Below are 23,507 nucleotides of genomic sequence, written 5' to 3'. Positions count from 1 at the left end.
TGGGCGCCGGGAACCGACCGTTCGCGAGGTTAGGCTTTCCTAAGCCCCACGGATGCCGCGTCGCGAGCCGTCCGCCCGACCACGACCCAGGCCTGCCATGACCACTCCGCCCGTCATCGAGCTCGACCGCGTGAGCATCCGCCACGAGGGCGCAGCCCGGCCGACGCCCGCCGAGGTGTCGTTCGACATCGCACCCGGCGAGGTGCTGCTCGTCCTGGGTCCGAGCGGGTGCGGCAAGTCGACGCTGGCGCTCGCGCTCGACGGCCTCGTGCCGCACGCGGTGCCGGCCGAACTCGAGGGCACGGTGCGGGTCGCGGGCCTCGACAGCCGCGAGCACCCGGTCGGCGTGCTGAGCGAGCACGTGGCCATGGTCTTCCAGGACCCGGATGCGCAGATCGTCACCGGCAGCGTGCTCGACGAGGTGTGCTTCGCGCCCGAGAACCAGCTCGTCGAGGCATCCGAGGTGCTCGCACGCGCCGAACGCGCGCTGAAGCTCGTCGGCCTCTGGGATCGCCGCGCCGAGAACCCCGACACGCTCTCGGGCGGCGGGCGGCAGCGGCTCGCCATCGCGTGCGCCCTCGCCATGGCCGCGCCCGTGCTCGTGCTCGACGAACCGACCGCGAACCTCGACCCCGCGGGCATCGATGAGGTCTACGCCGTGCTCCGCGAGCTCGCCGACGACGACGATCACGCGATCGTGCTCGTCGAGCACAACCTCGATGCGGCCGTCGACCTCGTCGACCGGGTGATCGTGCTCGACGCCGACGGCCGTCTCGTGATCGACGGCCCCGCACGCGAGACGCTGCGCGAGCGCGCCGACGAGCTCGCCGCCCTCGGCGTCTGGCTGCCGGTCTCGACGCTCGCGGCGATGCGCCTGCGCGATGCGGGCGTGCCGATCGGCCGGCTGCCGCTCACCCCGGCCGAGCTCGCGGCGGCGCTCGACGCCCTGCCGAGCCTGCCGCCGCCGCTCAGCGCCTCCTCCCCCGTGCGATCCACCGCGCTCGCGCCGACCCCGTCGCTCACGGCCACCACGGGCGCCGTCCCTGCCCAGGGCGCTCCCGTGATCCGGTCGCGGGGGCTCTCGGTGCGGCGCGGGGGCCGCCGCGGCCCGGTCGTCGTCCGCGACGTCGACCTCGAGGTCCAGGCGGGCGAGTTCCTCGCGATCGTCGGCACGAACGGCGCCGGCAAGACCTCGCTGCTGCAGGCGCTCGCCGGCGTCATCGAGGCGCCCCGCGGCACGATCGAGACGCTCGGGATCGACCCGGCCCGAGCCGATGCGCGCGAGCGAGCGCGCCGGGTCGGTTTCGTCTTCCAGAACCCCGAGCACCAGTTCATCGCGGGCTCGGTGCGCGAGGAGCTCGAGCAGGGACTCAGGCTCCAGGGACTCGACGACGCCGAGGTGACCGAGTCGTGCGACCGGATGCTTCGCCGGTTCGGCCTCGAGGAGCTCGCCGAGCAGCACCCGTTCCTGCTCTCGGGCGGGCAGAAGCGCCGACTCTCGGTGGGCACCGCGCTCGTGGCGGGCGCCCCGGTGCTCGCCCTCGACGAGCCCACCTTCGGGCAGGATCGCGCCCGCGCGGCCGAGTTGCTCGACATGCTGCGCGCGCTCAACGACGAGGGCACCACGGTGCTCGTCGTGACCCACGACCTGCAGCTCGTGGCCGACTACGCGACGCGGCTCGCGGTCATGCAGGGCGGGCGCCTCCTCGGCGTCGGTCCGACCGCGGAGGTGCTCGCCGGCCCCCTCATCGAACAGGCCGGGCTGCGCCATCCGCCCCTCGCGCGCGCGACGCGCGGCCTCGAGCATCACCCCGAATGGCATGCGGTGACCCGCATGTCGCAGCTGCCGGTCGCCTCGGGAGGGCCGCGGTGAGCGGCACGACCGGCGCGACGGCGCCGAAGACGAACAAGAACACCGACGCCTCACCGGCCGACGCGAGCGCGGCCCGGCGCGGCCCGCTCGCGACGGTGAACCCGCTCGCGAAGCTCGCCGCCCCGCTGCCCGCGATGCTCGTGGTCGTGTTCAGCCGCGACCTCCTGCTGCCGTTCGCGTTCATCGTGCTCGCACTCCTCGTGCTGCTCCTCGGCGCCAGGCTCCCCGGCCGGGTCGTCGCGGCGCTCCTCATCGGCACCCCGCTCGCGGCGATCGTGCTCGGATTCAGCTTCGGCGTGTGGGTCGACCCCGCGAGCCTCTCGGGCCCCGCGACCTCCACCGTGCTGTTCTCGGTCGGCGACTGGAGCTTCACGCTCGCCGCCTACCTCGTCGGGTTCACGACGGGCCTGCGCATCCTCGCCATCCTGATGCTCTCGCTCATGGCGGGCCTGACCTCGACCGGTCCCGAGTTCGTACGCGCGATGGTGCAGAACCTCCGCGTGCCGTACCGCATCGGCTACACGGCCCTCGCGGCGCTGCGCTTCGTGCCGCGGTTCGGGCACGAGCTCGAGATCATCCGGGCGGCGCACCGCGTGCGCGGCACCGTGCGCGGCCGCGGCCCGATCGCGGCCACCCGCCGGGCGTTCGGCACGGCGGTGCCGCTGCTGGCCTCGGCGATCCGCCATGCCGAACGGGTCGCCCTCGCGATGGATGCCCGCGCCTTCGGCGCCCACGCCACCCGCACCGAGCGTTTCCAGAGCCCGTGGCGCGTGCGCGACACGCTGTTCGTCGCGGGCTTCGTCGCGGTGAGCGCCATCATCGTCTGGGCGACCTGGGGTCGCTGAGCCTCCCGTGCCGCGCGGCCCGCGCGGTCGGCACCCGCCCCGCGGCATCCGCCCCTTCACCGTCTCAGGAAGACGCACGCTGCTCAGGATGATCTGCGCTGAGCCGGCCTGAGCAGCGTGCGATCTCCTGAAACGATGACGGGCTCGGGCGAGTACGACGAAGGGCCGGATGCCGCTCGGCATCCGGCCCTTCCCGTACTCGACTACTGCCCTGCGGGCGCGGTGTCCTCGATCTCGACGAGGAACACGAGCGTCTGTCCGCCGAGGTCGTGCGCGGCGGGGTCGGTGCCGTAGGCGTACTCCGGCGGGATCACGACGATGAGCTTCGTGCCGACCTTCTGGCCGACGAGCGCGGCGCCGAAGCCCTGGATGACGCCGTCGGTCGTGAACGTCGAGGGCTCGCCGCGGGTGTAGCTCTGGTCGAAGATCTCGCCGCTGTCCCAGCTGATGCCCTGGTACTGCACCGTGACGCTGTCGCCCTCGCCGACGGTGGCGCCGTCGCCCTCTTCGAGCACCTTCATCTGGAGCTCGGTCGGAGCGTCGACCTTCGGCAGGGTGACGGTGGGGGCCTCGCCCTCGGCGCCGAACTTCACCTCGGGCACGTTCTCGGTCCACTCGGCGGGCTTCAGCGGTTCCTGCACCTCGACGACGTCGACGACGATGACGACGTCCTCGTCGGCCGCGAGGCCGATCTGCTCGTTGCCCTGGCCGTCGTAGAGGGCCGCGGCGGGCGCGACCGTGACGGTGCGCGAGCCGAGCGGCACGCAGTCGATGCCCACGCGGAACGCGTCGAACACGGTCTCGTCGCCCGCGGTGATCTGGGCCGGCTGGGAGAGGAGCTGGTCGCCCGAGGCGCCCGAGTAGAGCGTCACGACGGCGTTGATCTTCTGGCCGGCCTCGGTCGTGTCGCCGTCGCCCTCGATGGCGATCGAGCGCTGGAGCTCGTCGGTCTCGAGCGGCGTGGTGAAGGTCGCCGTCGGCGAACCCGGGAACTCGCCCTCGACCTTCACGCCGTCGCTGAGGGCACCGGACTCGACGTCCATGCAGTCGGCGGCAGCGGGGGTCTCGGATGCCTCGGGGCTGCCGCCGCTCGCGCAACCGGCGAGGAGCAGGGCGGCCGCGGTGGCGAGCGCGAGGGGCGCGCCACGGCGCAGGGCACGATTCATGGGGGTGACTCGATTCGATCGGAGGACGTGATGCAGTGCACCCAGTCTGCACCGTTCGGCTTTCGATTACCTGAATCCCACGATTCCGGCCGATCAGGGGCCAGAATGGGCCCATGGGGGAGACGACGAGCGAGCCTGATTTCGTCGGGGGGTTCACGGCTGCCGCCGAATCCTACGCCGAACTCGACGAGGCGGTCTGGGATCCGATCTCGACGGCGACGGTGGCCCGGTCGAGGCCGCGCTTCGACGAGCTGGTGCTCGACGCGTGCTCGGGCGACGGCGCCTCGGCGCTGCCGACGGCCGAGCTCGTCGGCCCCGGCGGGGTCGTCGACGCGGTCGACCTGACGGCCGGCCTCGTCGAGATCGCGCGGGCACGTGCCGGCGATCATCTGCCGCAGCTGCGGCTGCACGTCGCCGACGCCACGGAGTGGGAGCCGACGGGCTACGACCTCGTGCAGTGCGTGCTCGGCGTGCACTTCTTCGACGACCTCGACGCCGGTGCCCGGCACCTCGTCGAGCGGGCGAAGCCGGGTGGGCGCCTGGCCGTCACGGTGTGGGCGCGCGGCGCGCTCGAGCCGGTGCCCGAGGTGCTCGCGACGGCGCTGCCCGCCGATATGGCGCTGCGGCTGCAGGGCGGCGCCGCGTCGCCGACGATCAGCGACGTCGACACGCCGGGCGCCCTCGCGCAGTGGCTCACGGGGCTCGGCCTCGTGCGGGTGCGCGCCGAGATCGTGCGGCGGCATCTCGACCTCGACGACGGGCTCGCGTGGTCGCTCGTGACTGGCACGGGGCTGCGGGCGTTCCTCGTCGGACTCGACGACGACGAGCTCGACGCGGTGCGCGGTCGCTATCTCGCGGGTCTCGAGGCGCGCGAGGTGCGCACGGTCGAGCTGACGACGCTGGTCGCGGTCGGCTTCAGGGCGGGCTGAGTCAGGCGTCCGCTCCGGTCGCCGCGGGGCGACCCTCCTCGCGCGACCACTGGCTCCAGGAGCCGGGGTAGAGCGCGGCGTCGATGCCGGCGATCGCGAGCGCCGCGACCGCGTGCGCGGCGGTGACCCCCGATCCGCAGTAGGCGCCGACGGCGATGCCGGGCTCGGCGCCAAGCGCCGCGAAGCGCTCCCTGAGCGCCTCCGCGGGCAGGAATCGGCCGCTCGCGTCGAGGCTGCCCGCGCTCGGCGCGGAGCGGGCGCCGGGAATGTGGCCGGCGCGCGGGTCGATCGGCTCGACCTCGCCGCGATAGCGCTCGGCTGCCCGGGCATCGAACAGCACTCCCCCGCCGGGCAGCGCGGCCGCCGCGTCGGCGTCGATCACCGGCATGCCGCCGAAGTGCGCGGTCGCGTCGCCCGGTTCGGGCGAGACCCAGCCGGTGTCGAGCGGATGCCCCGCCGCCCGCCATGCGGCGAGCGCCCCGTCGAGCATCCGCACGTCGGCGACGCCGGCGTGACGCAGCAGCCACCAGGCCCGCGCGGCCGACTGGTTGCCGAGGTCGTCGGTGACGACGACGGTGTCGCCCTCGCGGATGCCCCAGCTCCGCATCGCCTCGGTGAACGCGGCCTCGCTCGGCAGCGGGTGGCGGCCCTCGCCGACGACGTCGTGGTCGGCGAGCTGCCGGTCGAGGTCGACGTAGACCGCGCCGGGGATGTGGCCGTCCCAGTAGGCGGCGGTGCCGTCGGGCTCGGCGAGCGACCAGCGCACGTCGAGGACGACCGTGCGGGTCGAGGCGGTGGTCCCGCGATCCGCGGCGAAGCGTTCGGCCGTGAGGCGGTCGAAGAGTTCGTCGTGCTGGATGAGGATCGGCATCACTCCATCCTGCATGACGCCGACCGCGCAGCATCCCTCTCTGTTGCCCCGTTCACGTCTCAGTCGAGCAGGGCGACGATCTCGTCGTAGCCGCTCGCGCGGGCGTGCTCGAGTGCGGTGACGCCGTTGCGATCGGCGATCGACCGGTCGGCCCCGCTCTCGAGCAGCACCCGCACGGTCTTCTGGTGGCGCGGGCCGCCGTCGCCGAGGATTACGGCCTCGAGCAGCGCCGTCCAGCCGAGGTCGTTGACGTGGTCGACGTCGATGTCGGTCTGCAGCACCCGCTCGAGGTACTCGACGTGGCCGCGCTCGCCTGCGGGGATGATCGAGATGCCGCCGTAGCGGTTCACGATCGTGAAGTCGGGGTCGGCGGCGAGCAGCACCTCGGCCATCGCGACGCTTCCGGTGACCCCGGTGACGAGCCACGGGGTGTCGCGCTGGTCGTCGAGCGCATCGGGGTCGGCGCCCGCGGCGACGAGCACGCTCGCGGCCTCGACGTGGTCGGCGGCGGAAGCCAGCAGCAGGGCCGTGCGCTCGCGACCGTCGCGCGCCTCGAGCGCGGCGCCCGCTCGGATGGCGAGGGAGACGGTCACGGCGTCGCCGGCGGCCGCAGCGCTGAGCAGGGTGCCGTCGGGGTCGGGGAGCACGGGGGCGGGGGTCTCGGTCATGGGGACATCCTCTCGTGGCGGGGCGGACGGTGACGCGGAGCCGGGCCTCGGCGGGTCGGCGGCGCCCGGTTCGGCGGCCGTGCTCGCGCAGCCGGTGAGCAGCAGCGCCGCCGCGATGATCGCGACGGCGCTGCGGCGGCCACCCCGGGTCATCCCCACGGCGAACCGACGATGTCGTACGGGCCCGAGGCCGCGGGCTGCTCGTCGAACTTGCTGTCGACGGCGAGGAGGCGGCCGTTCAGCATCTTGGCGGTCGTGTAGACGCGGTCGGGGTCGCTCGCCCGCTGCTCGACGCGGTGCACCGCGTCGCCGTCGGCCGAGACCCGCATGGTCGCGACCATCTTCGAGAAGTTGCGGATGACGGTGAGCCGGTTGCCCTGGCGCACGAGGCCGTCGGCGTTCACGAGGTCGGCACCGCGGGTGTCGATCTCCGAGACCGATCCGTCGGCGGTCGCGAAGCGCCACAGCTGACCGGTGTTGCCCTGCGCCACGACGAACGCGCTGCGGTCGGCCGAGAGCACGATGCCGCCGAGGTTGAACCCGGCCGCGCGCTCGACGGTGCCGGTGGCGTCGGCCCACAGCTCGGCCTGCCAGGTGCCGCCCTGCTGGGCGACGCGGAAGATCTGCGGGTCGTTCGAGTTGGTGAAGTACGCGGCGCCGTCGGCGCCGATGGCGACGTCGTTGAGGAACGCATCGGGTGTGCCGGGCACGCGGAGCGCGGCGAGCAGCTCGCCGTCCTCGTCGTAGACCCACAGGTCGGGGCGGTCGGGGTTGCCGATGCCGTTCGGGCCGCCGGCGATGTACACGTTGCCGGCGCGGTCGACGGTGACGCCGCGCGCGGTGTAGCGGCCGTCGGTGCCGTCGCCCGTGAGCCACTCCTCGGCCTGCGGGCGCTTCGCGTCGCCGCGGTGGATCTCGCCGCCCGTCACCTCGCTCACGTAGAACAGGCCGCGACGCTCGTCGACGCCGATGCCCTCGAACCGCGAGCCCGCGGCGTCGCCCGGCACCGTGTAGCGGTCGGGGCGGCCGTGGTCGCGGGCCGAGGCCTCCTCGGGTGCAGTGGTGAGGCCCGCCGTGGTGATGCCGGCGGTGAGGCCCGCAGCGGCGAGTGCGATGGCGATGGTGCGCTTCATGGTTTCCCTCGTCTCTGGCACGCCGGTTCTCGACGTGTGCTTCCAGCCTCGGCGAGCGACCAGGCGCGGGCGTCGGGCGATCGGCTGCACTTGGATAGCCGATCGGATGATGCCCGCGCGCAGTGGCCGTGCCTAGGCTTGGCGATCATGTCCGTCTCCGACCGCACCGGCATCCGGGGCATCCTCGCGCCCGTCGCCAGCCTCGACCGCTGGTTGCAGATCGTGTTCCTCGCCCTGCTCGCGACCTCGGCCGTGCGGTATCTCGAGCGTCACGGGCTCGGACCCGACGGGGTGCTCGTGCTCGCGGGCGCCGCGCTGCTCGCGATCGCGTACTCGGTACGCCCCCTGCTGCCGACGCGCTCGTGGTGGCCGACCGCCTGGGTGGTGACGGTCACCGTGCTGTGGGCGCTGCTCACCCTCGCGGCGCCCTCGTTCGCCTGGTGCGCCGTGCCGCTCGGGTTCGCCGTGCTGCAGGTGCTGCCCTTCCGCGGCGCCGTGGTGGTCGTCGTGCTCATGACGGCGCTCGTCACCGTGGCGGAGCTCCGCATCGCCGACGGCGTCGACCCGACGGTCATCGTGGGCCCCGTCGGCATCGCGGTCGTCACGGTCCTCGTCTACCGGGCCCTCCAGCGCGAGTCGGCCGCACGGCAACGTCTGCTCGACGAGCTCACCGATGCGCAGGACGAACTGCTCGCCGCGCAGCACCGCGCCGGCGCGCTCGCCGAGCGCGAGCGGCTTTCACGCGAGATCCACGACTCGGTCGGACAGCGGCTCGCGAGCATCACACTGCTGCTCGCGGCGACCGAGCAGGACTGGCAGCGCCGACCCGACCTCGCGCGCGACCACGTCGAGATGGCGGCCGCGACGGCGCGCGACGGACTCGCCGAGGTGCGCCGGGTCGTGCACGACCTGCCGCCGGTCGAGCTCGCCGACGACGGCACCGGGCAGGCGCTGCCCGCTGCGCTCCGCCGCCTCGTCGATGAGACGAACGGGCCAGCCGGCGGCCCCGAGGTGCGGCTGCACGTGCACGGCGACGCCGTCCCGCTGCCGGCCGATGTGGCGGGCGCGCTCCTGCGCTCGGCCCGCGGCGCCCTCGCGAACGCGGTCGAGCACGCCGCGGCCCGCCACGTGGCGGTGAGCCTCACGTACCTGCCCGACGAGGTCCGCCTCGACGTCCGCGACGACGGGCTCGGGTTCGACGCGGAGAGGCTCGGCGACGAGACGCACAAGCCCGGCGGGGATGCGGATCGCGGGAGCGGCGGCCGCGGTCGGGGCCTGCAGGGCATCCGCGACCGCGCGGCCGGTCTCGGCGGCCGGGCCTCGGTCGAGAGCGCCCCGGGCGACGGCACGACGGTCTCGGTCGAGCTCCCGTTGGAGGCGCCATGAGCGTGCGCATCGTCCTCGTCGACGACCATCCCGTCGTGCGCGCCGGGCTCGCCGCCCTCATCTCGGGCACCGACGACCTCGAGGTCGTCGGCGAGGCCCGCGACCTCGTGAGCGCGCGATCGGTCGTCACGGCCACGCGCCCCGACGTCGTGCTGATGGACCTCGACCTGGGCGACGGCCCGGGCGGCGCCGCGGTCACGGCCGAGCTGCGGGCCGCCGCCGAGCCGCCCCGCGTGCTGGTGCTCACCACCTACGCGACCGAGGCCGACATCCTGCGCGCCCTCGACGCCGGCGCGAGCGGCTACCTGCTGAAGGATGCCCCGGCGGCCGAGCTGTTCGCCGGCATCCGCGCGACCGCGCGCGGCGAGACGGTGCTCGCCCCGTCGGTCGCCGCCACGCTCGTGCGTCGTGCCGCCTCGCCGGGCCCGGTGGTCACCGAGCGCGAGGTCGCCGTGCTCGAGCTGCTCGCGCAGGGCCTCGGCAACCGCGAGATGGCGAAGGAGCTGCTCGTCTCGGAGGCGACGGTGAAGTCGCACCTCTCGCACATCTACACGAAGCTCGGCGTCGACACCCGCGCGGGCGCCGTCGCCGCGGCGATCGAGCGCCGCATCATCCGGCGCTGAGCCGGCGGCGCCGCCCGATCCGATTCCGCTCTCGGCATATGACGCGCCGTCGTCGCAAACGCGACGCCAAGTAAACTGAGCGGACGGACGGTGCGAGCGCGAGGAGGGTGAATGATCTTCTGCCTCGCCCTCTTCGGCGCCCTCGCCATCGTCACCCCCCTGCTCACACGCGTCCTCGGCCGACGCGTCTTCGCCGTCATCGCCCTCCTCCCCGCCGCGGTGTTCGTCCTGCTGCTCACCTGGCTCCCCGGGGTCCTCGCCGGCACTCCGGTCGTCGAGACCGTCGAGTGGATCCCCGCGCTCGACATCTCACTGAGCTTCCGCCTCGACGCCCTCGCACTGCTGCTCGCACTGATCGTGACCGGCATCGGCGCGCTCGTGCTGCTCTACTGCATGAACTACTTCGCCGACGACGAGCCCGCGCTCGGCCGCTTCGCCGCGCTGCTGCTCGCCTTCGCCGGGGTGATGTTCGGCCTCGTCACCGCCGACGACGTCTTCGTCATGTTCACCTTCTGGGAGGCGACGAGCGTGCTCTCGTACCTCCTGATCGGCCACTACACCGGCCGGAAGGAGAGCCGTGGTGCGGCGCTGCAGGCGCTCACGGTGACGACCTTCGGCGGGCTCGCGATGCTCGTCGGCCTCGTCATCCTCGCCGTCGAGGGCGGCACGACGAGCCTCGCCGAACTCGTCGCGAACCCGGTGACGGGTGCGGCCGGCGAGTGGGCGATCGCCCTCGTCCTCCTCGGCGCGGTCTCGAAGAGCGCCCTCGTGCCCTTCCACTTCTGGCTGCCGGCCGCGATGGCCGCACCGACCCCGGTGAGCGCCTACCTGCACGCCGCCGCGATGGTGAAGGCCGGCGTGTACCTCGTCGCGCGTCTCGCCCCCGGCTACGCCGAGCTCGAGGTGTGGCATCCCATCGTCATCGGCCTCGGCGGGCTCACGATGCTCGTCGGCGGCTGGCGTGCGCTGCGCCAGTACGACCTCAAGCTCCTGCTCGCCTACGGCACGGTCAGCCAGCTCGGCTTCCTCGTGATGGTGACGGGCTTCGGCACCCGTGACGCGGCACTCGCCGGCGTCGCGCTGCTGCTCGCGCACGCCCTGTTCAAGGCCACCCTGTTCCTCGTCGTCGGCATCGTCGACCACGCGGCCGGCACCCGCGACTGGCGCAAGCTCTCGGGTCTCGGCCGCCGGATGCCGGTGATCGCCACGATCGCGTTCGTCGCGGCCGCCTCGATGGCGGGCCTGCCGCCCCTCCTCGGCTTCGTCGCGAAGGAGGCCGTCTTCACGGCCGAGCTCGAGGCGGCGCTCGCCGGCGACACCTGGGGCTGGATCGCCCTCGTCGCCGCCTTCGTCGGCTCGGTGCTCACGGTCGCCTACACGGTGCGGTTCGTCTGGGGTGCGTTCTTCACCAAGGCGGAGGTCGCGCCCACCCCGCTGCACCGCGAAGGTGCGGCGATCGGCATCGCGCCTGCGCTCCTGGCCGGGGCATCCTTCGTGTTCGCCTTCGCCGTGCCGCTCATCGAACCGCTCCTCGCGGCCTACGCCGACGAGCTGCCGGGCGGGCACGAGTACCACCTGGCGCTCTGGCACGGCCTCGAGCCGGCGCTCGCCCTGTCTGCCGCCGTGTTCGCCCTCGCCGCGCTGCTCGTCTGGGGCCGGCAGCGGGTCGCCCGCATGCAGGCGGCGGTGCCGCCCGCGCTCGACTCGGCGCGCGGCTACCTCGGCATCGTGTCGTTCGTCGACCGCCTCGCCGCCCGGGTGACGACCGCGTTCCAGGTGCGGGGGCTCGCGGGCTACCTCGCGATCATCATGGTGGTCTTCATCGGCGGGCTCGGCACCGCGGCGATCCTCAACGCCTCCTGGCCCGACGGCGTGCGGATCTGGGACTACCCGGCCCAGCCGTTCATCGCCCTCATCATGGCGATCGCCGCCGTCGCCGCCGCGATCGTGCGCCGCCGCGTGACCTCGGTGCTCCTCGTCGGCGTCACGGGCTACGGCCTCGTGCTGCTCTTCGGCATGTCGGGCGCGCCCGACCTCGCGCTCACCCAGGCGCTCGTCGAGACGATCACGATCGTCGTGTTCGTGCTCGTGCTGCGCCGGCTGCCGAAGCAGAGCGCCGTGCACCCGACCGCGCTCGGCCGTGTTACCCGCGCCGTGATCGGCGTGCTCGCCGGCCTCGTGATGGGCGTCATCGGCCTCGTCGCGCTCGGCGCCCGGATCGAACCCACGATCGCCGAGGGCCTTCCGGCGCTCAGCATCGAGGCGCACGGCAAGAACATCGTGAACGTCATGCTCGTCGACATCCGCGCGTGGGACACGCTCGGCGAGATCTCGGTGCTCGTCGCGGTCGCGACGGGTGTGGCGAGCCTCATCTTCGTCTCCGGCCGCACGGGCGGCGCCCCGCGCCTCGACGAGCAGCCCGACCGCCGCAACCGGCTGCAGCCCGTGCTCGAGCCGGCCTCGTCGATCCGCGCGGCGAAGCCGCGCCTGGCCGAGGTCGACGACGAGACCGATGCCGCCGCCGAGGCGCACGAGCATCGCCAGACCTGGCTGCTGGCCGGTCGCACGCTCTCGCCCCGCAACCGCTCGATCCTCATCGAGGTGCTCGTGCGCCTCCTCTTCCACCCGGCGATCATCGTGTCGGTGTACCTGCTGTTCGTCGGGCACAACGCCCCAGGCGGCGGCTTCGCCGGCGGCCTGCTCGCAGGACTCGCCTTGGTGGCCCGTTACCTCGCCGGCGGTCGGTACGAGCTCGGCGAGGCCGCACCGATCGACGCCGGGCGCCTGCTCGGCACGGGGCTCCTGCTCGCCGCGGGCACCGCAGCGTCGTCGCTGCTGTTCGGCCTCACCGCCTTCGAGTCGACCTGGTTCGAGACCGACGTGCCCGTGCTCGGGCACCTCTCGATCGGCACCTCGACGCTCTTCGACATCGGCGTGTACCTCGTCGTCGTGGGCCTCGTGCTCGACATCCTCCGCTCGCTCGGCGCCGAGGTCGACCGCCACCAGGAGGAGACGGAGGGCGACCCCGAGGCCGCCGACCCCACCGCCGCCGACCGCGAGGGGGCCCCGGCATGACCGCATCGCTCACCCTCGTCATCCTCATGGCCGTGCTCTTCGGCGCCGGCATCTCGGTGATGCTCGAGCGCAGCCTCACCCGCGTGCTCATCGGGTTCCTGCTCGTCGGCAACGCGGTGAACATCCTCATGTACCTGATGAGCGGCACCCCCGGACTCGCGCCGATCCTCGGCGAGGGCGTCGACGAGGGCGAGATCTCCGACCCGCTCCCCCAGGCGTTCGTGCTCACCGCGATCGTCATCAACCTCGGCATCACGGCGTTCATGCTCGCGCTGATCTACCGCTCCTGGTGGCTCGCGAAGCTCGGGGCGAAGGGCGACCTCGTCGACGACGAGGAGGAGCTCGCCGAGGACGCCGAGGAGACGGCCGACCTCATCCGCTCCTCCGCCGCCGACGACGAGGCGATCCAGTCGCTCATCGACGCGAGCGACGAGGAGTTCGACGAACTCGACGACGAACTCGAGCGCGAGGCATCCACCCGTGACGCCGACGACGAGGAGGCCCGCCGATGACCGCCGTGCTCGTCCCCCTCGTCGTGCTCCTGCCGCTCCTCGGCGCCGCGACCGCGCTCATCCTCGGTCGCCACCGGCGCGCGCAGATGGCCGTGGGCGTCACCGTGCTCGCCGCCGTCACCGTCATCGCGGCGGTGCTGCTCGTCGCGGTCGACACGACCGGGCCCGCCGTCGTCTACCTCGGCGCGTGGGACGCCCCGTGGGGCATCACGCTCGTCGTCGACCGGCTGTCGGCGATCATGCTCGTGATCTCGGCCATCATGCTGCTCGTCGTGCTCGTGTACTCGGTCGGCCAGGGCATCGCCGACCAGCATCGCGAGACGCCGGTCTCGATCTTCCACCCGAGCTACCTGATCCTGTCGGCGGGCGTGTTCAACGCCTTCATCGCGGGCGACCTGTTCAACCTCTACGTCGGCTTCGAGATCCTTCTGGCCGCGAGCTACGTGCTGCTCACCCTGGGCGGCACGGGCGAGCGCATCCGCTCGGGCGTCACCTACATCATCACGAGCCTCGTCTCCTCGCTGTTCTTCCTCTCGGCGATCGCGCTCATCTACGGCGCGACGGGCACGGCGAACATCGCCCAGCTCTCGGTGCGGCTCGCCGAGCTCCCCCAGGACGTGCAGCTCATCCTGCACCTGCTGCTGCTCATGGCGTTCGGCATCAAGGCCGCCGTGTTCCCGCTGTCGTTCTGGCTGCCCGACTCGTACCCGACGGCGCCCGCCCCCGTGACGGCGGTGTTCGCGGGCCTGCTCACGAAGGTCGGCGTCTACGCGATCATCCGCACCGAGACGGTGCTCTTCGTCGAGAGCGACGTCTCGACGCTGCTGCTCGTGATCGGCGGGCTGACGATGCTCATCGGCATCCTCGGCGCGCTCACCCAGGCCGACATCAAGCGACTGCTCTCGTTCACCCTCGTGAGCCACATCGGCTACATGATCTTCGGCATCGGGCTCTCGAGCGTGATCGGCCTGACCGCCACGATCTACTACGTCGTGCACCACATCACGGTGCAGACCGCACTGTTCCTCACCACCGGACTCATCGAGCGCTTCGGCGGGGCGACGTCGATCACCCGCCTCGCGGGCCTGCTCAAGGCCTCGCCGCTGCTCGCGGTGCTCTTCTTCATCCCGGCGATGAACCTCGGCGGCATCCCGCCGTTCTCGGGGTTCCTCGGCAAGGCGGGCCTCTTCCTCGCGGGCGCCCAGGGCACCGGGGCGGATGCCTCGTCGGGCCCCGCCTGGCTCATCTGGGTCGTCATCGCGGCCGGCGCCGCGACCTCGCTCATCACCCTCTACGCGCTCACCCGCTTCTGGAACATGGCGTTCTGGCGCGGGCGCGACGAGCTCGAGGGCTACGAGTCGGTGCTGCTCGGCTCGGTGCTCGAGGCCCCCGAGGGCGCGACCGTGACGGCCACCCGCACGACCCCGGTGCTCATGGTCGTCGCGACCGCCTCGCTCGTCGCGGTGACCGTGTGCCTGACGGTGTTCGCGGGCCCCCTGTTCGACCTCGCGGGGCGCGCGGCCGAGGGGCTCAGCGACCCGTCGGTGTACGTCTCGATCGTCTTCCCCGAGGGGGTGCGATGACCCACACGAACGAACCGGTCTCGCGGTGGCGCTCGGTCTGGCGGCAGCTGCCGCTGCTCGTCGCTCTGCTCGTGCTCTGGCTGCTGCTCTGGGACCACATCGACGCGCTCAGCATCGTCACCGGACTGGTGCTCGCGATCGCGGTGACCCGCGCCCTGTACCTGCCGCCCGTGCTGCTGAGCGGCCGCTTCAACCCGTGGCGCGGCCTGCTGCTCGGGCTGCGCATGATGGTCGACGTGGTCTTCGCGTCGCTCCAGGTGGCGGCGTTCTCGATCTGGCCGTGGTGGAAGCCGATGAACTCGATCATCGTGGTTCAGCTGCACACCCGCTCCGACCTCGTGACGACCCTCACGGCCGAGGCGATCTCGGTCGTGCCGGGCACCGTCGTCGTCGACATCGACCGCGAGCGCGGGCTGCTCTACCTGCACGCGCTCGGCACGCGCACGCAGGCCGACATCGACCGCACCCACCGCCAGGTGCTCGGCACCGAGGAGCGCATCGTGCTCGCAATCGGCACGCACGAGCAGGCCGAGGTGGTGCGCGCCGAGCGGCGGGCACGTCGTGCGGGCGAGCGCACGGCGAGCCACTCCGACATGCACGACGGGCCATCCGACCAGAACGGAGGCACCCCGTGACCTTCCTCACCCTCGTCTCGATCCTCGCCGGCCTCATGTTCGGCATCGGCGCGATCGCCGCGGTCGTACGCATCATCAAGGGGCCGTCGATCCTCGACCGAGCCCTCGCGACCGACGTGCTGCTCGCGATCGCGATGTGCGCCCTCGGCGCCGAGATGGCGATCAACCGGCACACCGACACGCTCGTCGTGCTGCTCGTGCTCGCGATGTTCGCGGTCGTCGGCTCGATCTCGATCGCACGCTTCATGGCGAAGCAGGATGCCTCGTGAGCGCCACCGAGATCGTCCCTGTGGAGCCGGGTACGCGAATCGAGGGGCGCCGATGAACGCCACCGAGATCGTCCCTGTGGAGCCGGGTACGCGAATCGAGGGGCGCCGATGAACGCCACCGAGATCGTCGTCGGACTGCTCATCCTCGTGAGCGCGTTCCTGTCGATGGCGGCGGGCATCGGCATCGTGCGGTTCCCCGACGTGCTGACCCGCCTGCACGCCGCGACGAAGCCGCAGGTGCTGGGCCTCGCGACCGTGCTGCTCGCGATCGCGCTGCGCGCGCCGACGTGGGGCGTCATCTCGACCGTCATCGTGATCATGACGTTCCAGCTGCTCACGCAGCCGATGACCGCCCACATGCTCGGTCGCTCGGCCTACCGCACCGACCACGTGCGTCGCGACCTGCTCATCGAGGACGACCTCGGGCGCGACATCGCCGAGCACGACGAGCACCCGGCCGGGTGAGAAGCGCGCGCGGACTGCATTGAACCTCGTTCCCGCGATCGAACCCCGATCGTTCGGGCTTCAGCCGCGGAAACGAGGTTCGGTCGCGACAGCCTGCTCAGCCCCGACCGGTGAACTCGGGCTTGCGCTTCTCCTGGAAGGCGGCGAAGCCCTCGCGGTAGTCGGCGGTGTCGCAGAGCGCGGCCTGCGCCCGGTTCTCCTCCGCCATCGAGGCCCAGAGGCCGAGCCGCTCGTCGCGGAGCGAGGCCACGAGCCGCTTCGAGGCGACGAACGCCTGGGTCGCGCCCTGCGCCGCCCGGGCCGCCGCGGAGCGGGTGGCATCCAGCACCTCATCGGCGGGGAACACCTGTGAGAACAGCCCCGAGGCGACCGCCTCGGCACCCGTCATGAGCCGGCCGCTGACGATGAGGTCCATCGTGCGATGCGCGCCGAGCCGCTCGACGAAGAGGGCGTGGCCGCCCGAGTCGAGCGTCGCGCCGAGGTTCGCGAACGGCGAGCCGATCTTCGCGGTGTCGGCGACGTAGACGATGTCGCTCGCGATGAGGAGGCCGAGTCCGACACCGAGGCACGCACCGTGCGCGACGGCGAACGTCGGCACGGGGAGTTCGGCCATGCGCTGCAGGAGCGGCTCGACGATGCCGCCGAGGTAGCCCTGCACGTCGTCCTCACGAGGGTCGACGCCCGAGATGTCGCGGCCCGCGCAGAACGCGCGACCCTCGCCGCGCAGCACGAGCGCCCGCACCTCGCCGCTGCCGGCGAGCCGCTCGACCTCGGCGTACACCGACGAGAGTTCGGCGAGTGCCGCCTCGTCGAGCGAGTTGAGCTTCTCGGGCGCGTTCAGCACGACCTCGGCGACGCCGTCGGCCACGGTGAGTTCGATCATCCTCTACTCCTCATTCGGTTTCTCAGGACCCTGGTTCTGTTTCTCAGGTCATCCGGGGCGGATCAGGCGTTTCGAGCGGCGTGTCGTCCTGAGAAGCACTGCCGCTCGACCGGCCGCTCCTGAGAAACATCCGGGGGCGGCTAGACGTCGTAGTCGACGACGACGCGCTCGGACTTCGGGTGCGACTGGCAGGTGAGCACGTAGCCGCGCTCGAGCTCGTCGGGTTCGAGCGCGTAGTTCTCGGTCATGTTCACACTGCCCTCGACGACCCTCGCACGGCAAGTGCCGCACACTCCGCCGGCGCACGCGAACGGCACGTCGGGGCGCACCCGCAGCGCCGCGTTCAGGATCGACTCGTTCGCCGAAACGGGGCTCTCGACCGTCGACGACTGCCCGTCGAGGGTGAACTCGATCGCGACCGTGTCCTCGCCCTGCTTCACCTCGACCGGCCGCCCGTGGCGCGGTTCGACCCGGTCGGCGTCGGTCGTGAACAGCTCGTAGCGCACGTGCGCCGCGGGCACGCCGCGCGCCTCGAGGGTGTCGCGGGCGAGCTGCACGAGCTCGAACGGCCCGCACAGGAACCACTCGTCGACCGTCTCGGGCCGGATGAGCACGTCGAGCATCGTCTCGAGCTTCTCGGCGTCGATGCGGCCCGACAGGATCGGTGCGGTGCGCTGCTCGCGGGAGAGCACGTGGTGCAGCGCGAGCCGCGAGGGGTAGCGGTCCTTCAGCTCTGCGAGCTCCTCGAGGAACATCACGTCGAGCGTCGAGCGGTTCGTGTAGACGAGCTCGAACTCCGAGGTCTCGGAGCGTGCCAGCACCGTCTGCGCGAGCGCCATGAGCGGGGTGATGCCCGAGCCCGCCGCGATCGCGACGACGTGCTTGCCGTCGAGGGCGTCGAGCGTCGAGGTGAAGGTGCCCTGCGGGCTCATCACGTCGAGCGTGTCGCCCGCCTGCAGCTCGCTGTTCGCCCAGCTCGAGAAGATGCCGCCGAGGTCTCGTTTGATGCCGACCGAGATGAGGCCGGTGCCGTCGTCGGCGACCCGGGGCGGGCGGCAGATCGAGTAGCTGCGGCGGCGCTCGTGCCCGTCGAGCTCCTTGCGGAGGGCGACGTACTGCCCGGGCAGGTAGCTGTACTCCTCGGCGAGCTCGATCGGCACGGTGAAGGTCACCTCGACGGCGTCGCTCGTGAGCGGGCGCACCTCGGCGACCTCGAGCGAGTGGAACCTCGCGCGCCGGCGCTTCGTCACGTGCTCGCCGCCGACGGTCGCGTTGAGGAAGGCCTCGGCCGCCGTCTCGACGCTCGCCGCGGGCGTCGTCGTCGAGCCCAGGTTTCTCGCCGCCATCAGATCACCTTGAAGTAGTCGAAGGGCTCGAGGCAGGCGCGGCACTCGTAGAGCGCCTTGCACGAGGTCGAGCCGAAGCGGGCGATCTCGCGGGTGTCGAGCGAGTCGCAGCGGGGGCACTTCACCGCGAGCTGCACGCGCACCGGCCCCGCGCCGCGCGCGGCGGCGAGCCCGGTGGGCGCCTGGATGCCGTAGCGGCGCAGCTTCTCCTTGCCGGCGTCGGTCATCCAGTCGGTGGTCCACGCGGGGGCGAGCACGAGGTCGACCCGCACCTCGTCGTAGCCCGCGTGGGTGAGCGCGAGCACGACGTCGTCGCGCATGGCGTCCATCGCGGGGCATCCGCTGTAGGTGGGGGTGAGCTCGACATGCACCGCGCCGTCGTCGGCGACCTCGACCGTGCGCAGCACGCCCAGGTCTTCGATGGTCAGCACGGGGATCTCGGGGTCGGTCACGGTCGCCGCGACCTGCCACGCGGTGCGCTCGACGGTCGCGGTCACCACGACGCCCCCGGGTGCTGGCGGGCGAGCACCTGCATCTCGGCGAGCAGCGGTCCGAGGTGCTCGGTGTGCGAGCCCCGGCGGCCGCCGCCGGAGGCGGTGTACGCGGTGCGGCCGGAGGGCCGCTCGAGCGCGGCCTCGGCGAAGATCTCGTCGACGGCCGACTCGAACGCGGGTCGCAGCGTCGAGGGCAGCACGGCGACGCCCTCGGCCGCGAGCCGCTCGGTCAGCTCGTCGTCGGCGAACAGCTCGTCGACGTACGGCCAGGTGACGTCGACGGCGCGGATCATGCGGCGGCGCGACTCCTCGGTGCCGCCTGCGAGCCGCAGCACCCACTGGGTGGCGTGGTCGCGGTGGTAGTCGACCTCCTTCACCGACTTCGCGGCGATCGCCGCGAGGGTCGGGTCGGTCGAGTCGGCGAGCGCGCCGTAGAGCTCGAAGAGGTAGAGGGATGCCACGAGCTGACGCGCGATCGTGCACGCGAAGTCGCCGTTCGGCTGCTCGAAGAGCCACGCGTTGCGCCACTCGGGCTCGTCGCGCCAGTAGGCGAGCTCGTCTTCACTGCGACCCGTGGCGGTGCCGGCGTAGTGCAGCAGCGAGCGGGCGTGCCCGATGAGGTCGAGCCCGATGTTGCCGAGGGCGATGTCCTCCTCGAGCTCGGGCGCGCGGGTGATCCACATGCCGAGCTGCTGGGCGAGCACGAGCGCGTCGTCGCCGAGCCGCAGTGCGTACTCCGCGGCATCCTCGGAGGCGACCACCCCCTCGCCGGCGCTCGCGCCGGCGAGCTCGTCGGCGAGGGCGAGGCGGTCGACCGAGACGTCGCCGTGCGGGTCGAGGTCGGCGTCGCTCACAGGTGCTTCACCCCTTCGCTCTTCGTGTAGTACACCGCGTGCCGGTAGTTCTTGCCGGCCGGGCTCTCGAAGAACGCGCCCTTCGCGTCGGGGTCGCTCGTCGTGACGGCGTCGGCCGGCACGACCCAGATCGAGACGCCCTCGTTGCGGCGCATGTAGAGGTCGCGGGCGTTGCGCACGGCCATGTCGGCGTCGGGCGCGTGCAGCGAGCCGACGTGCACGTGGCTGAGGCCGCGGTTGGCGCGCACGAAGACCTCCCACAGGGGCCAGGGCTCGGTTCCCATCTCTCCGGGGGTCGACATCATGCCACCGCCTTCTGCTTCAGCGACTGCTTGCGGGCGTATTCGGCGGCGGCGTCGCGCACCCAGGCTCCTTCTTCGTGGGCCTCGCGACGGCGGCGCAGTCGCTCGGCGTTGGCGGGTCCGCGTCCGGCGAGCACCTCGTTGAACTCGGTCCAGTCGATCTCGCTCATGTCGTATTCGCCGGTCTCCTCGTTGAAGCGCAGCGCAGGGTCGGGCAGGGTCACCCCGAGCACCTCGGCCTGCGGCACGAGCATGCCGACGAAGCGCTGGCGCAGCTCGTCGTTCGAGAAGCGCTTGATGTTCCACGCCATCGACTGCGCCGAGTTCGGCGACTGGTCGTCGGGCGGGCCGAACATCTGCAGGCTCGGCCAGTACCAGCGGTTCACGGCGTCCTGCGCCATCTGCCGCTGCTCGGGGGTGCCCTGCATGAGCTCGAGCAGGATCTCGAAGCCCTGCCGCTGGTGGAACGACTCCTCCTTGCAGATGCGCACCATGGCGCGCCCGTAGGGGCCGTACGAGGCACGGCAGAGCGGCACCTGGTTGCAGATCGCGGCGCCGTCGACGAGCCAGCCGATCGCGCCCATGTCGGCCCAGGTCGGGGTCGTGTAGTTGAAGATCGACGAGTAGCGCGCGCGGCCCTCGATGAGCTGGTCCATCATCTCGTCGCGGGTGATGCCGAGCGTCTGCGCGGCCGAGTAGAGGTAGAGCCCGTGGCCCGCCTCGTCCTGCACCTTGGCCATGAGGATGGCCTTGCGCTTGAGGCTCGGCGCGCGCGTGATCCAGTTCGACTCGGGCTGCATGCCGATGATCTCGGAGTGCGCGTGCTGCGAGATCTGGCGGATGAGGGTCTTGCGGTACGCCTCGGGCATCCAGTCGCGGGGCTCGATGCGCGAGTCCTTCGCGATGAGCTCGTCGAAGAGGGCCTGGCCCGCCTCGTCCTGGGGCTCGGCGCCGGCGAGGCTGAGCTCGGCAGCTGCGGTCATCATCGACTCCTGTGTCTACGTGGGGATCGGGGTGTTTCGCGAACGACGGCGCCACGTGGCATCCGGCATTACTAACCGATCGTTCAGTTAGTATATAGTCATCGTCAGCGTCGCAGCAACGGCGCGCGAACTCGAAGAGGAGTCGAACATGACGGATGCCGCGACCGCCCCGAACCGCGCGATGATGCAGCGCGACCTCGCCTCCGCGGCGCTCGGCATGGTCGTCGAACACGACGATCCCGGCCACGCCGTCGTCTCGATGCGCGTGCGCGACGACATGACCAACGGCTTCGGCATCACGCACGGCGGCCTCGTCTTCACCCTCGCCGACACCGCCTTCGCGATCGCCTGCAACGAGGACGAGAACGTCACCGTCGCCGCGGGCGCCGACATCACCTTCCTGAAGTCCACCGTCGCGGGGCAGACCCTCACCGCGACCGCCGTCCGCCGCACCCGGTCGGGCCGCACCGGACTCTACGACGTCTCGGTCGTCGACGAGCACGGCGACGCGGTCGCCGAGTTCCGCGGCCGTTCCATCTCCACCAACCGCACCCTCTGACCAGCACGGAGTCCCACGTGTCGACGACGACCACCTCCCCCACCGTCTCGGGCCTCGTGCCCCCTCGCCCCGACGAGCTCGACCCCGAAGAGCGGATGACCCGCGCCGAGCTCGAGGCGCTGCAGCTCGAGCGGCTGCAGCAGACCGTCGCGCACGCCTACGCGAACGTGCCCCTCTACACGGCGAAGTTCGACGCGGCGGGGGTGCACCCCCGTGACATCCAGACCCTCGCCGACGTCGCGAAGCTGCCGTTCACCACCAAGGAGGACCTGCGACAGACCTACCCCTTCGGCATGTTCGCCGTGCCGATGGCCGAGGTCGCGCGCATCCACGCCTCGAGCGGCACCACCGGGCGACCAACCGTCGTCGGCTACACGAAGGGCGACCTCGACCGCTGGGCGACGCTCGTCGCGCGCTCGCTCCGCGCGAGCGGCGTGCGCCCCGGCATGAAGGTGCACAACGCCTACGGCTACGGGCTCTTCACCGGCGGCCTCGGGGCGCACGCCGGCATCGAGAAGCTCGGCGCCACCGTCATCCCGATGTCGGGCGGCCAGACGGCCCGCCAGGTGCAGCTCATCGTCGACTTCGAGCCCGACGCGATCCTCTGCACGCCGAGCTACCTGCTCACGATCGCCGACGCCATGGTCGCGGCGGGCATCGACCCGCGTTCGACCTCGCTCAAGACGGCGGTGCTCGGCGCCGAGCCGTGGACGAACGAGATGCGCCACGAGCTCGAGCAGCGGCTCGGCATCGACGCGCTCGACATCTACGGGCTCAGCGAGGTCATGGGGCCGGGCGTCGGCAACGAATGCATCGAGACGAAGGACGGCCCCCACATCTGGGAGGACCACTTCCTGCCCGAGATCATCGACGGCGACTCGGGTGCGGTGCTCGGCGACGGCGAGATGGGCGAACTCGTCTTCACCTCGCTCACGAAGGAGGCGTTCCCGGTCATCCGCTACCGCACGCGCGACCTCACGCGCCTGCTGCCCGGCACCGCCCGCCCCGCGATGCGCCGCATCGAGAAGATCACGGGCCGCAACGACGACATGATCATCCTGCGCGGGGTGAACCTCTTCCCGACGCAGATCGAGGAGATCGTGCTCGGCATCGAGCAGCTCACCCCGCACTTCATCCTCGAGCTCACCCGCGAGGGCCGCATGGACGCCATGACCGTGCGCATCGAGCGTCACCCCGACCTCTCCCGTGAGGTGTGCGAGGCCGCGACCGAGGTGCTCGCGAAGCGCATCAAGGTGCTCATCGGCTCGACCGTCGAGGTGCGGCTGGAAGAGCCCGGCGCGCTGCCGCGCAGCGAGGGCAAGTACAAGCGGGTCTACGACCTGCGGGGTCAGTGACGGCGGTCGCCGCGCGCCGAAGCGGCGCAGCGGGGTGCAGCGGTCTGCTGGTGAGAGACTTGGGGCGATGAGCGAGAACGGATCACTCCGACGGGGCCGCCCGGGCTACGACCAGCAGGGCATCCTCGACGTCGCCGTCGCCGCCTTCAACCAGTACGGCTACGACGCCACCTCGATGGGCGTGCTCGCCGACCGGCTCGGCCTCTCGAAGTCGGCCATCTACCACCACTTCGCCTCGAAGGACGAGATCCTCGAGCGCGCCCTCGACGACGCGCTGAGCGCGCTCGAGGGGGTGCTCCACGACGCGGATGCCTCGGGCGGCCGCCCGGCCGATCGCCTCGACCTCGCGCTCCGAGGTGCGGTGCACGTGCTCGTCGCGAAGCTGCCGACCGTGACGCTGCTGCTGCGCGTGCGCGGCAACACCGAGGTCGAGCGCCGCGCCCTCGCCCGCCGACGCGCCTTCGACCGGTCGATCACGGCCCTCGTCGAAGAGGCGCAGGCCGAGGGCACGCTGCGCAGCGACCTCGACGCGAGCGTCGTCGCGCGGCTCGTCTTCGGCATGATCAACTCGATCGTCGAGTGGTACCGGCCCGGCGGCCGCGAAGACGCCGACAAGCTCGCCGACGACGTCATCGCGATCGCGCTCGACGGGCTGCGCATGCCCGCCTCGAACCGGGTGCAGGAACTGCTCGGCTGAG

Annotated in this window: 24 protein-coding genes; 14 read left to right on the top strand and 10 right to left on the bottom strand. The window is 72.1% G+C overall.

All coding sequences use genetic code 11. The annotated features are described in order from the left end of the window. The first annotated feature begins 97 nt into the window (after positions 1-97). Positions 98-1,873 (top strand): ABC transporter ATP-binding protein, encoded by a 1,776-nt coding sequence (locus ACFVAJ_RS09940; RefSeq protein WP_376943622.1) that lies wholly within the window; start codon positions 98-100, stop codon positions 1,871-1,873. After that, the gene (locus ACFVAJ_RS09935) at positions 1,870-2,718 is read left to right on the top strand and encodes an energy-coupling factor transporter transmembrane component T family protein (protein WP_376943620.1); all 849 of its coding nucleotides are present in this window, start codon (positions 1,870-1,872) and stop codon (positions 2,716-2,718) included. Before ACFVAJ_RS09940 ends, ACFVAJ_RS09935 begins: the two co-directional genes overlap by 4 nt. 203 nt (positions 2,719-2,921) lie before the next feature. Here ACFVAJ_RS09935 and ACFVAJ_RS09930 read toward each other — a convergent pair whose 3' ends face one another. Further along, positions 2,922-3,884: an FKBP-type peptidyl-prolyl cis-trans isomerase gene (locus ACFVAJ_RS09930; protein ID WP_376943618.1), complete on the bottom strand. Its 963-nt coding sequence runs from the start codon at positions 3,882-3,884 to the stop codon at positions 2,922-2,924. A 113-nt stretch (positions 3,885-3,997) separates the two neighbouring features. On the opposite strand from ACFVAJ_RS09930, the gene ACFVAJ_RS09925 reads away from it, so the two are divergent. Then, entirely contained in the window at positions 3,998-4,813 is an 816-nt protein-coding gene (locus tag ACFVAJ_RS09925; protein ID WP_376943616.1) for a class I SAM-dependent methyltransferase, read from the top strand. A 1-nt stretch (position 4,814) separates the two neighbouring features. Here ACFVAJ_RS09925 and ACFVAJ_RS09920 read toward each other — a convergent pair whose 3' ends face one another. From ACFVAJ_RS09920 to ACFVAJ_RS09910, 3 genes are all read right to left on the bottom strand, one after another. Continuing rightward, the gene (locus ACFVAJ_RS09920) at positions 4,815-5,684 is read right to left on the bottom strand and encodes a sulfurtransferase (protein WP_376943614.1); all 870 of its coding nucleotides are present in this window, start codon (positions 5,682-5,684) and stop codon (positions 4,815-4,817) included. A gap of 59 nt (positions 5,685-5,743) precedes the next feature. Next, entirely contained in the window at positions 5,744-6,352 is a 609-nt protein-coding gene (locus tag ACFVAJ_RS09915; protein ID WP_376943612.1) for an ankyrin repeat domain-containing protein, read from the bottom strand. A gap of 149 nt (positions 6,353-6,501) precedes the next feature. After that, entirely contained in the window at positions 6,502-7,485 is a 984-nt protein-coding gene (locus tag ACFVAJ_RS09910; protein WP_376943610.1) for an SMP-30/gluconolactonase/LRE family protein, read from the bottom strand. 147 nt (positions 7,486-7,632) lie between these two features. On the opposite strand from ACFVAJ_RS09910, the gene ACFVAJ_RS09905 reads away from it, so the two are divergent. From ACFVAJ_RS09905 to mnhG, 8 genes are all read left to right on the top strand, one after another. Beyond that, positions 7,633-8,871, top strand: a complete 1,239-nt coding sequence (locus ACFVAJ_RS09905) for a sensor histidine kinase (RefSeq protein ID WP_376943608.1) — start codon at positions 7,633-7,635, stop codon at positions 8,869-8,871. After that, positions 8,868-9,494: a response regulator gene (locus ACFVAJ_RS09900; protein ID WP_376943606.1), complete on the top strand. Its 627-nt coding sequence runs from the start codon at positions 8,868-8,870 to the stop codon at positions 9,492-9,494. The genes ACFVAJ_RS09905 and ACFVAJ_RS09900 overlap by 4 nt, the downstream gene beginning before the upstream one ends. A 111-nt stretch (positions 9,495-9,605) precedes the next feature. Continuing rightward, the gene (locus ACFVAJ_RS09895; protein WP_376943604.1) at positions 9,606-12,569 is read left to right on the top strand and encodes a Na+/H+ antiporter subunit A; all 2,964 of its coding nucleotides are present in this window, start codon (positions 9,606-9,608) and stop codon (positions 12,567-12,569) included. Further along, the gene (locus tag ACFVAJ_RS09890) at positions 12,566-13,081 is read left to right on the top strand and encodes an NADH-quinone oxidoreductase subunit K (RefSeq protein WP_376943602.1); all 516 of its coding nucleotides are present in this window, start codon (positions 12,566-12,568) and stop codon (positions 13,079-13,081) included. Before ACFVAJ_RS09895 ends, ACFVAJ_RS09890 begins: the two co-directional genes overlap by 4 nt. Beyond that, positions 13,078-14,664 (top strand): Na+/H+ antiporter subunit D, encoded by a 1,587-nt coding sequence (locus tag ACFVAJ_RS09885; protein ID WP_376943600.1) that lies wholly within the window; start codon positions 13,078-13,080, stop codon positions 14,662-14,664. Before ACFVAJ_RS09890 ends, ACFVAJ_RS09885 begins: the two co-directional genes overlap by 4 nt. Then, positions 14,661-15,299 carry a Na+/H+ antiporter subunit E gene (locus ACFVAJ_RS09880; protein WP_376943598.1) on the top strand — a complete coding sequence of 213 codons (639 nt, stop codon included), beginning with the start codon at positions 14,661-14,663 and terminating at the stop codon, positions 15,297-15,299. The genes ACFVAJ_RS09885 and ACFVAJ_RS09880 overlap by 4 nt, the downstream gene beginning before the upstream one ends. Next, on the top strand, positions 15,296-15,568 hold the full coding sequence (locus ACFVAJ_RS09875; protein ID WP_026378455.1) for a monovalent cation/H+ antiporter complex subunit F: 273 nt from the start codon (positions 15,296-15,298) through the stop codon (positions 15,566-15,568). Before ACFVAJ_RS09880 ends, ACFVAJ_RS09875 begins: the two co-directional genes overlap by 4 nt. Positions 15,569-15,676: 108 nt before the next feature. Beyond that, entirely contained in the window at positions 15,677-16,033 is a 357-nt protein-coding gene (gene mnhG, locus ACFVAJ_RS09870; protein ID WP_376943596.1) for a monovalent cation/H(+) antiporter subunit G, read from the top strand. Between the two features lie 97 nt (positions 16,034-16,130). Here the strand turns inward: mnhG and ACFVAJ_RS09865 are convergent, their stop codons facing one another. From ACFVAJ_RS09865 to paaA, 6 genes are all read right to left on the bottom strand, one after another. Beyond that, on the bottom strand, positions 16,131-16,916 hold the full coding sequence (locus tag ACFVAJ_RS09865) for an enoyl-CoA hydratase/isomerase family protein (RefSeq protein ID WP_376943594.1): 786 nt from the start codon (positions 16,914-16,916) through the stop codon (positions 16,131-16,133). A 140-nt stretch (positions 16,917-17,056) separates the two neighbouring features. Then, positions 17,057-18,262: a 1,2-phenylacetyl-CoA epoxidase subunit PaaE gene (gene paaE, locus ACFVAJ_RS09860; RefSeq protein ID WP_376943592.1), complete on the bottom strand. Its 1,206-nt coding sequence runs from the start codon at positions 18,260-18,262 to the stop codon at positions 17,057-17,059. Next, a complete protein-coding gene (gene paaD, locus ACFVAJ_RS09855) occupies positions 18,262-18,759 on the bottom strand; it encodes a 1,2-phenylacetyl-CoA epoxidase subunit PaaD (protein ID WP_376943590.1) in 498 nt (165 codons plus the stop codon). The genes paaE and paaD overlap by 1 nt, the downstream gene beginning before the upstream one ends. Beyond that, positions 18,756-19,610 (bottom strand): 1,2-phenylacetyl-CoA epoxidase subunit PaaC, encoded by an 855-nt coding sequence (gene paaC / locus ACFVAJ_RS09850; protein ID WP_376943588.1) that lies wholly within the window; start codon positions 19,608-19,610, stop codon positions 18,756-18,758. Before paaC ends, paaD begins: the two co-directional genes overlap by 4 nt. Continuing rightward, complete coding sequence (paaB, locus tag ACFVAJ_RS09845) at positions 19,607-19,912, bottom strand: 1,2-phenylacetyl-CoA epoxidase subunit PaaB (protein WP_376944633.1); 306 nt, start codon at positions 19,910-19,912, stop codon at positions 19,607-19,609. The genes paaC and paaB overlap by 4 nt, the downstream gene beginning before the upstream one ends. Further along, on the bottom strand, positions 19,912-20,898 hold the full coding sequence (gene paaA / locus ACFVAJ_RS09840; protein ID WP_376943586.1) for a 1,2-phenylacetyl-CoA epoxidase subunit PaaA: 987 nt from the start codon (positions 20,896-20,898) through the stop codon (positions 19,912-19,914). Before paaA ends, paaB begins: the two co-directional genes overlap by 1 nt. A 145-nt stretch (positions 20,899-21,043) precedes the next feature. Here paaA and paaI point away from each other — a divergent pair, with 145 nt between their 5' ends. The 3 genes from paaI (at position 21,044) to ACFVAJ_RS09825 (ending at position 23,506) form a co-directional block, all read left to right on the top strand. Continuing rightward, entirely contained in the window at positions 21,044-21,454 is a 411-nt protein-coding gene (gene paaI, locus ACFVAJ_RS09835) for a hydroxyphenylacetyl-CoA thioesterase PaaI (RefSeq protein WP_376943584.1), read from the top strand. 95 nt (positions 21,455-21,549) lie between these two features. Next, on the top strand, positions 21,550-22,809 hold the full coding sequence (gene paaK / locus ACFVAJ_RS09830) for a phenylacetate--CoA ligase PaaK (protein WP_376944629.1): 1,260 nt from the start codon (positions 21,550-21,552) through the stop codon (positions 22,807-22,809). A 67-nt stretch (positions 22,810-22,876) separates the two neighbouring features. Further along, the gene (locus tag ACFVAJ_RS09825; RefSeq protein ID WP_376943582.1) at positions 22,877-23,506 is read left to right on the top strand and encodes a TetR/AcrR family transcriptional regulator; all 630 of its coding nucleotides are present in this window, start codon (positions 22,877-22,879) and stop codon (positions 23,504-23,506) included. The last annotated feature ends 1 nt before the right edge of the window (position 23,507 follow it).

It is taken from the genome of Agromyces sp. NPDC057679, assembly GCF_042799635.1.
In the GTDB taxonomy this organism is placed as follows: Bacteria; Actinomycetota; Actinomycetes; order Actinomycetales; family Microbacteriaceae; genus Agromyces.
Note: the sequence above shows the minus strand (reverse complement) of the source record. Positions and strands in the feature narration are given on the sequence as shown.

Bases quoted from the DNA above. Each gene is read 5' to 3' on its own strand.
- ACFVAJ_RS09940 (WP_376943622.1), top strand. From the start codon at position 98: ATGACCACTCCGCCCGTCATCGAGCTCGACCGCGTGAGCATCCGCCAC.
- ACFVAJ_RS09930 (WP_376943618.1), bottom strand. From the start codon at position 3,884: ATGAATCGTGCCCTGCGCCGTGGCGCGCCCCTCGCGCTCGCCACCGCG.
- ACFVAJ_RS09925 (WP_376943616.1), top strand. From the start codon at position 3,998: ATGGGGGAGACGACGAGCGAGCCTGATTTCGTCGGGGGGTTCACGGCT.
- ACFVAJ_RS09920 (WP_376943614.1), bottom strand. From the start codon at position 5,684: ATGCCGATCCTCATCCAGCACGACGAACTCTTCGACCGCCTCACGGCC.
- ACFVAJ_RS09915 (WP_376943612.1), bottom strand. From the start codon at position 6,352: ATGACCGAGACCCCCGCCCCCGTGCTCCCCGACCCCGACGGCACCCTG.
- ACFVAJ_RS09910 (WP_376943610.1), bottom strand. From the start codon at position 7,485: ATGAAGCGCACCATCGCCATCGCACTCGCCGCTGCGGGCCTCACCGCC.
- ACFVAJ_RS09905 (WP_376943608.1), top strand. From the start codon at position 7,633: ATGTCCGTCTCCGACCGCACCGGCATCCGGGGCATCCTCGCGCCCGTC.
- ACFVAJ_RS09900 (WP_376943606.1), top strand. From the start codon at position 8,868: ATGAGCGTGCGCATCGTCCTCGTCGACGACCATCCCGTCGTGCGCGCC.
- ACFVAJ_RS09895 (WP_376943604.1), top strand. From the start codon at position 9,606: ATGATCTTCTGCCTCGCCCTCTTCGGCGCCCTCGCCATCGTCACCCCC.
- ACFVAJ_RS09890 (WP_376943602.1), top strand. From the start codon at position 12,566: ATGACCGCATCGCTCACCCTCGTCATCCTCATGGCCGTGCTCTTCGGC.
- ACFVAJ_RS09885 (WP_376943600.1), top strand. From the start codon at position 13,078: ATGACCGCCGTGCTCGTCCCCCTCGTCGTGCTCCTGCCGCTCCTCGGC.
- ACFVAJ_RS09880 (WP_376943598.1), top strand. From the start codon at position 14,661: ATGACCCACACGAACGAACCGGTCTCGCGGTGGCGCTCGGTCTGGCGG.
- mnhG (WP_376943596.1), top strand. From the start codon at position 15,677: ATGAACGCCACCGAGATCGTCGTCGGACTGCTCATCCTCGTGAGCGCG.
- ACFVAJ_RS09865 (WP_376943594.1), bottom strand. From the start codon at position 16,916: ATGATCGAACTCACCGTGGCCGACGGCGTCGCCGAGGTCGTGCTGAAC.
- paaE (WP_376943592.1), bottom strand. From the start codon at position 18,262: ATGGCGGCGAGAAACCTGGGCTCGACGACGACGCCCGCGGCGAGCGTC.
- paaB (WP_376944633.1), bottom strand. From the start codon at position 19,912: ATGTCGACCCCCGGAGAGATGGGAACCGAGCCCTGGCCCCTGTGGGAG.
- paaA (WP_376943586.1), bottom strand. From the start codon at position 20,898: ATGATGACCGCAGCTGCCGAGCTCAGCCTCGCCGGCGCCGAGCCCCAG.
- paaI (WP_376943584.1), top strand. From the start codon at position 21,044: ATGACGGATGCCGCGACCGCCCCGAACCGCGCGATGATGCAGCGCGAC.
- paaK (WP_376944629.1), top strand. From the start codon at position 21,550: ATGACCCGCGCCGAGCTCGAGGCGCTGCAGCTCGAGCGGCTGCAGCAG.
- ACFVAJ_RS09825 (WP_376943582.1), top strand. From the start codon at position 22,877: ATGAGCGAGAACGGATCACTCCGACGGGGCCGCCCGGGCTACGACCAG.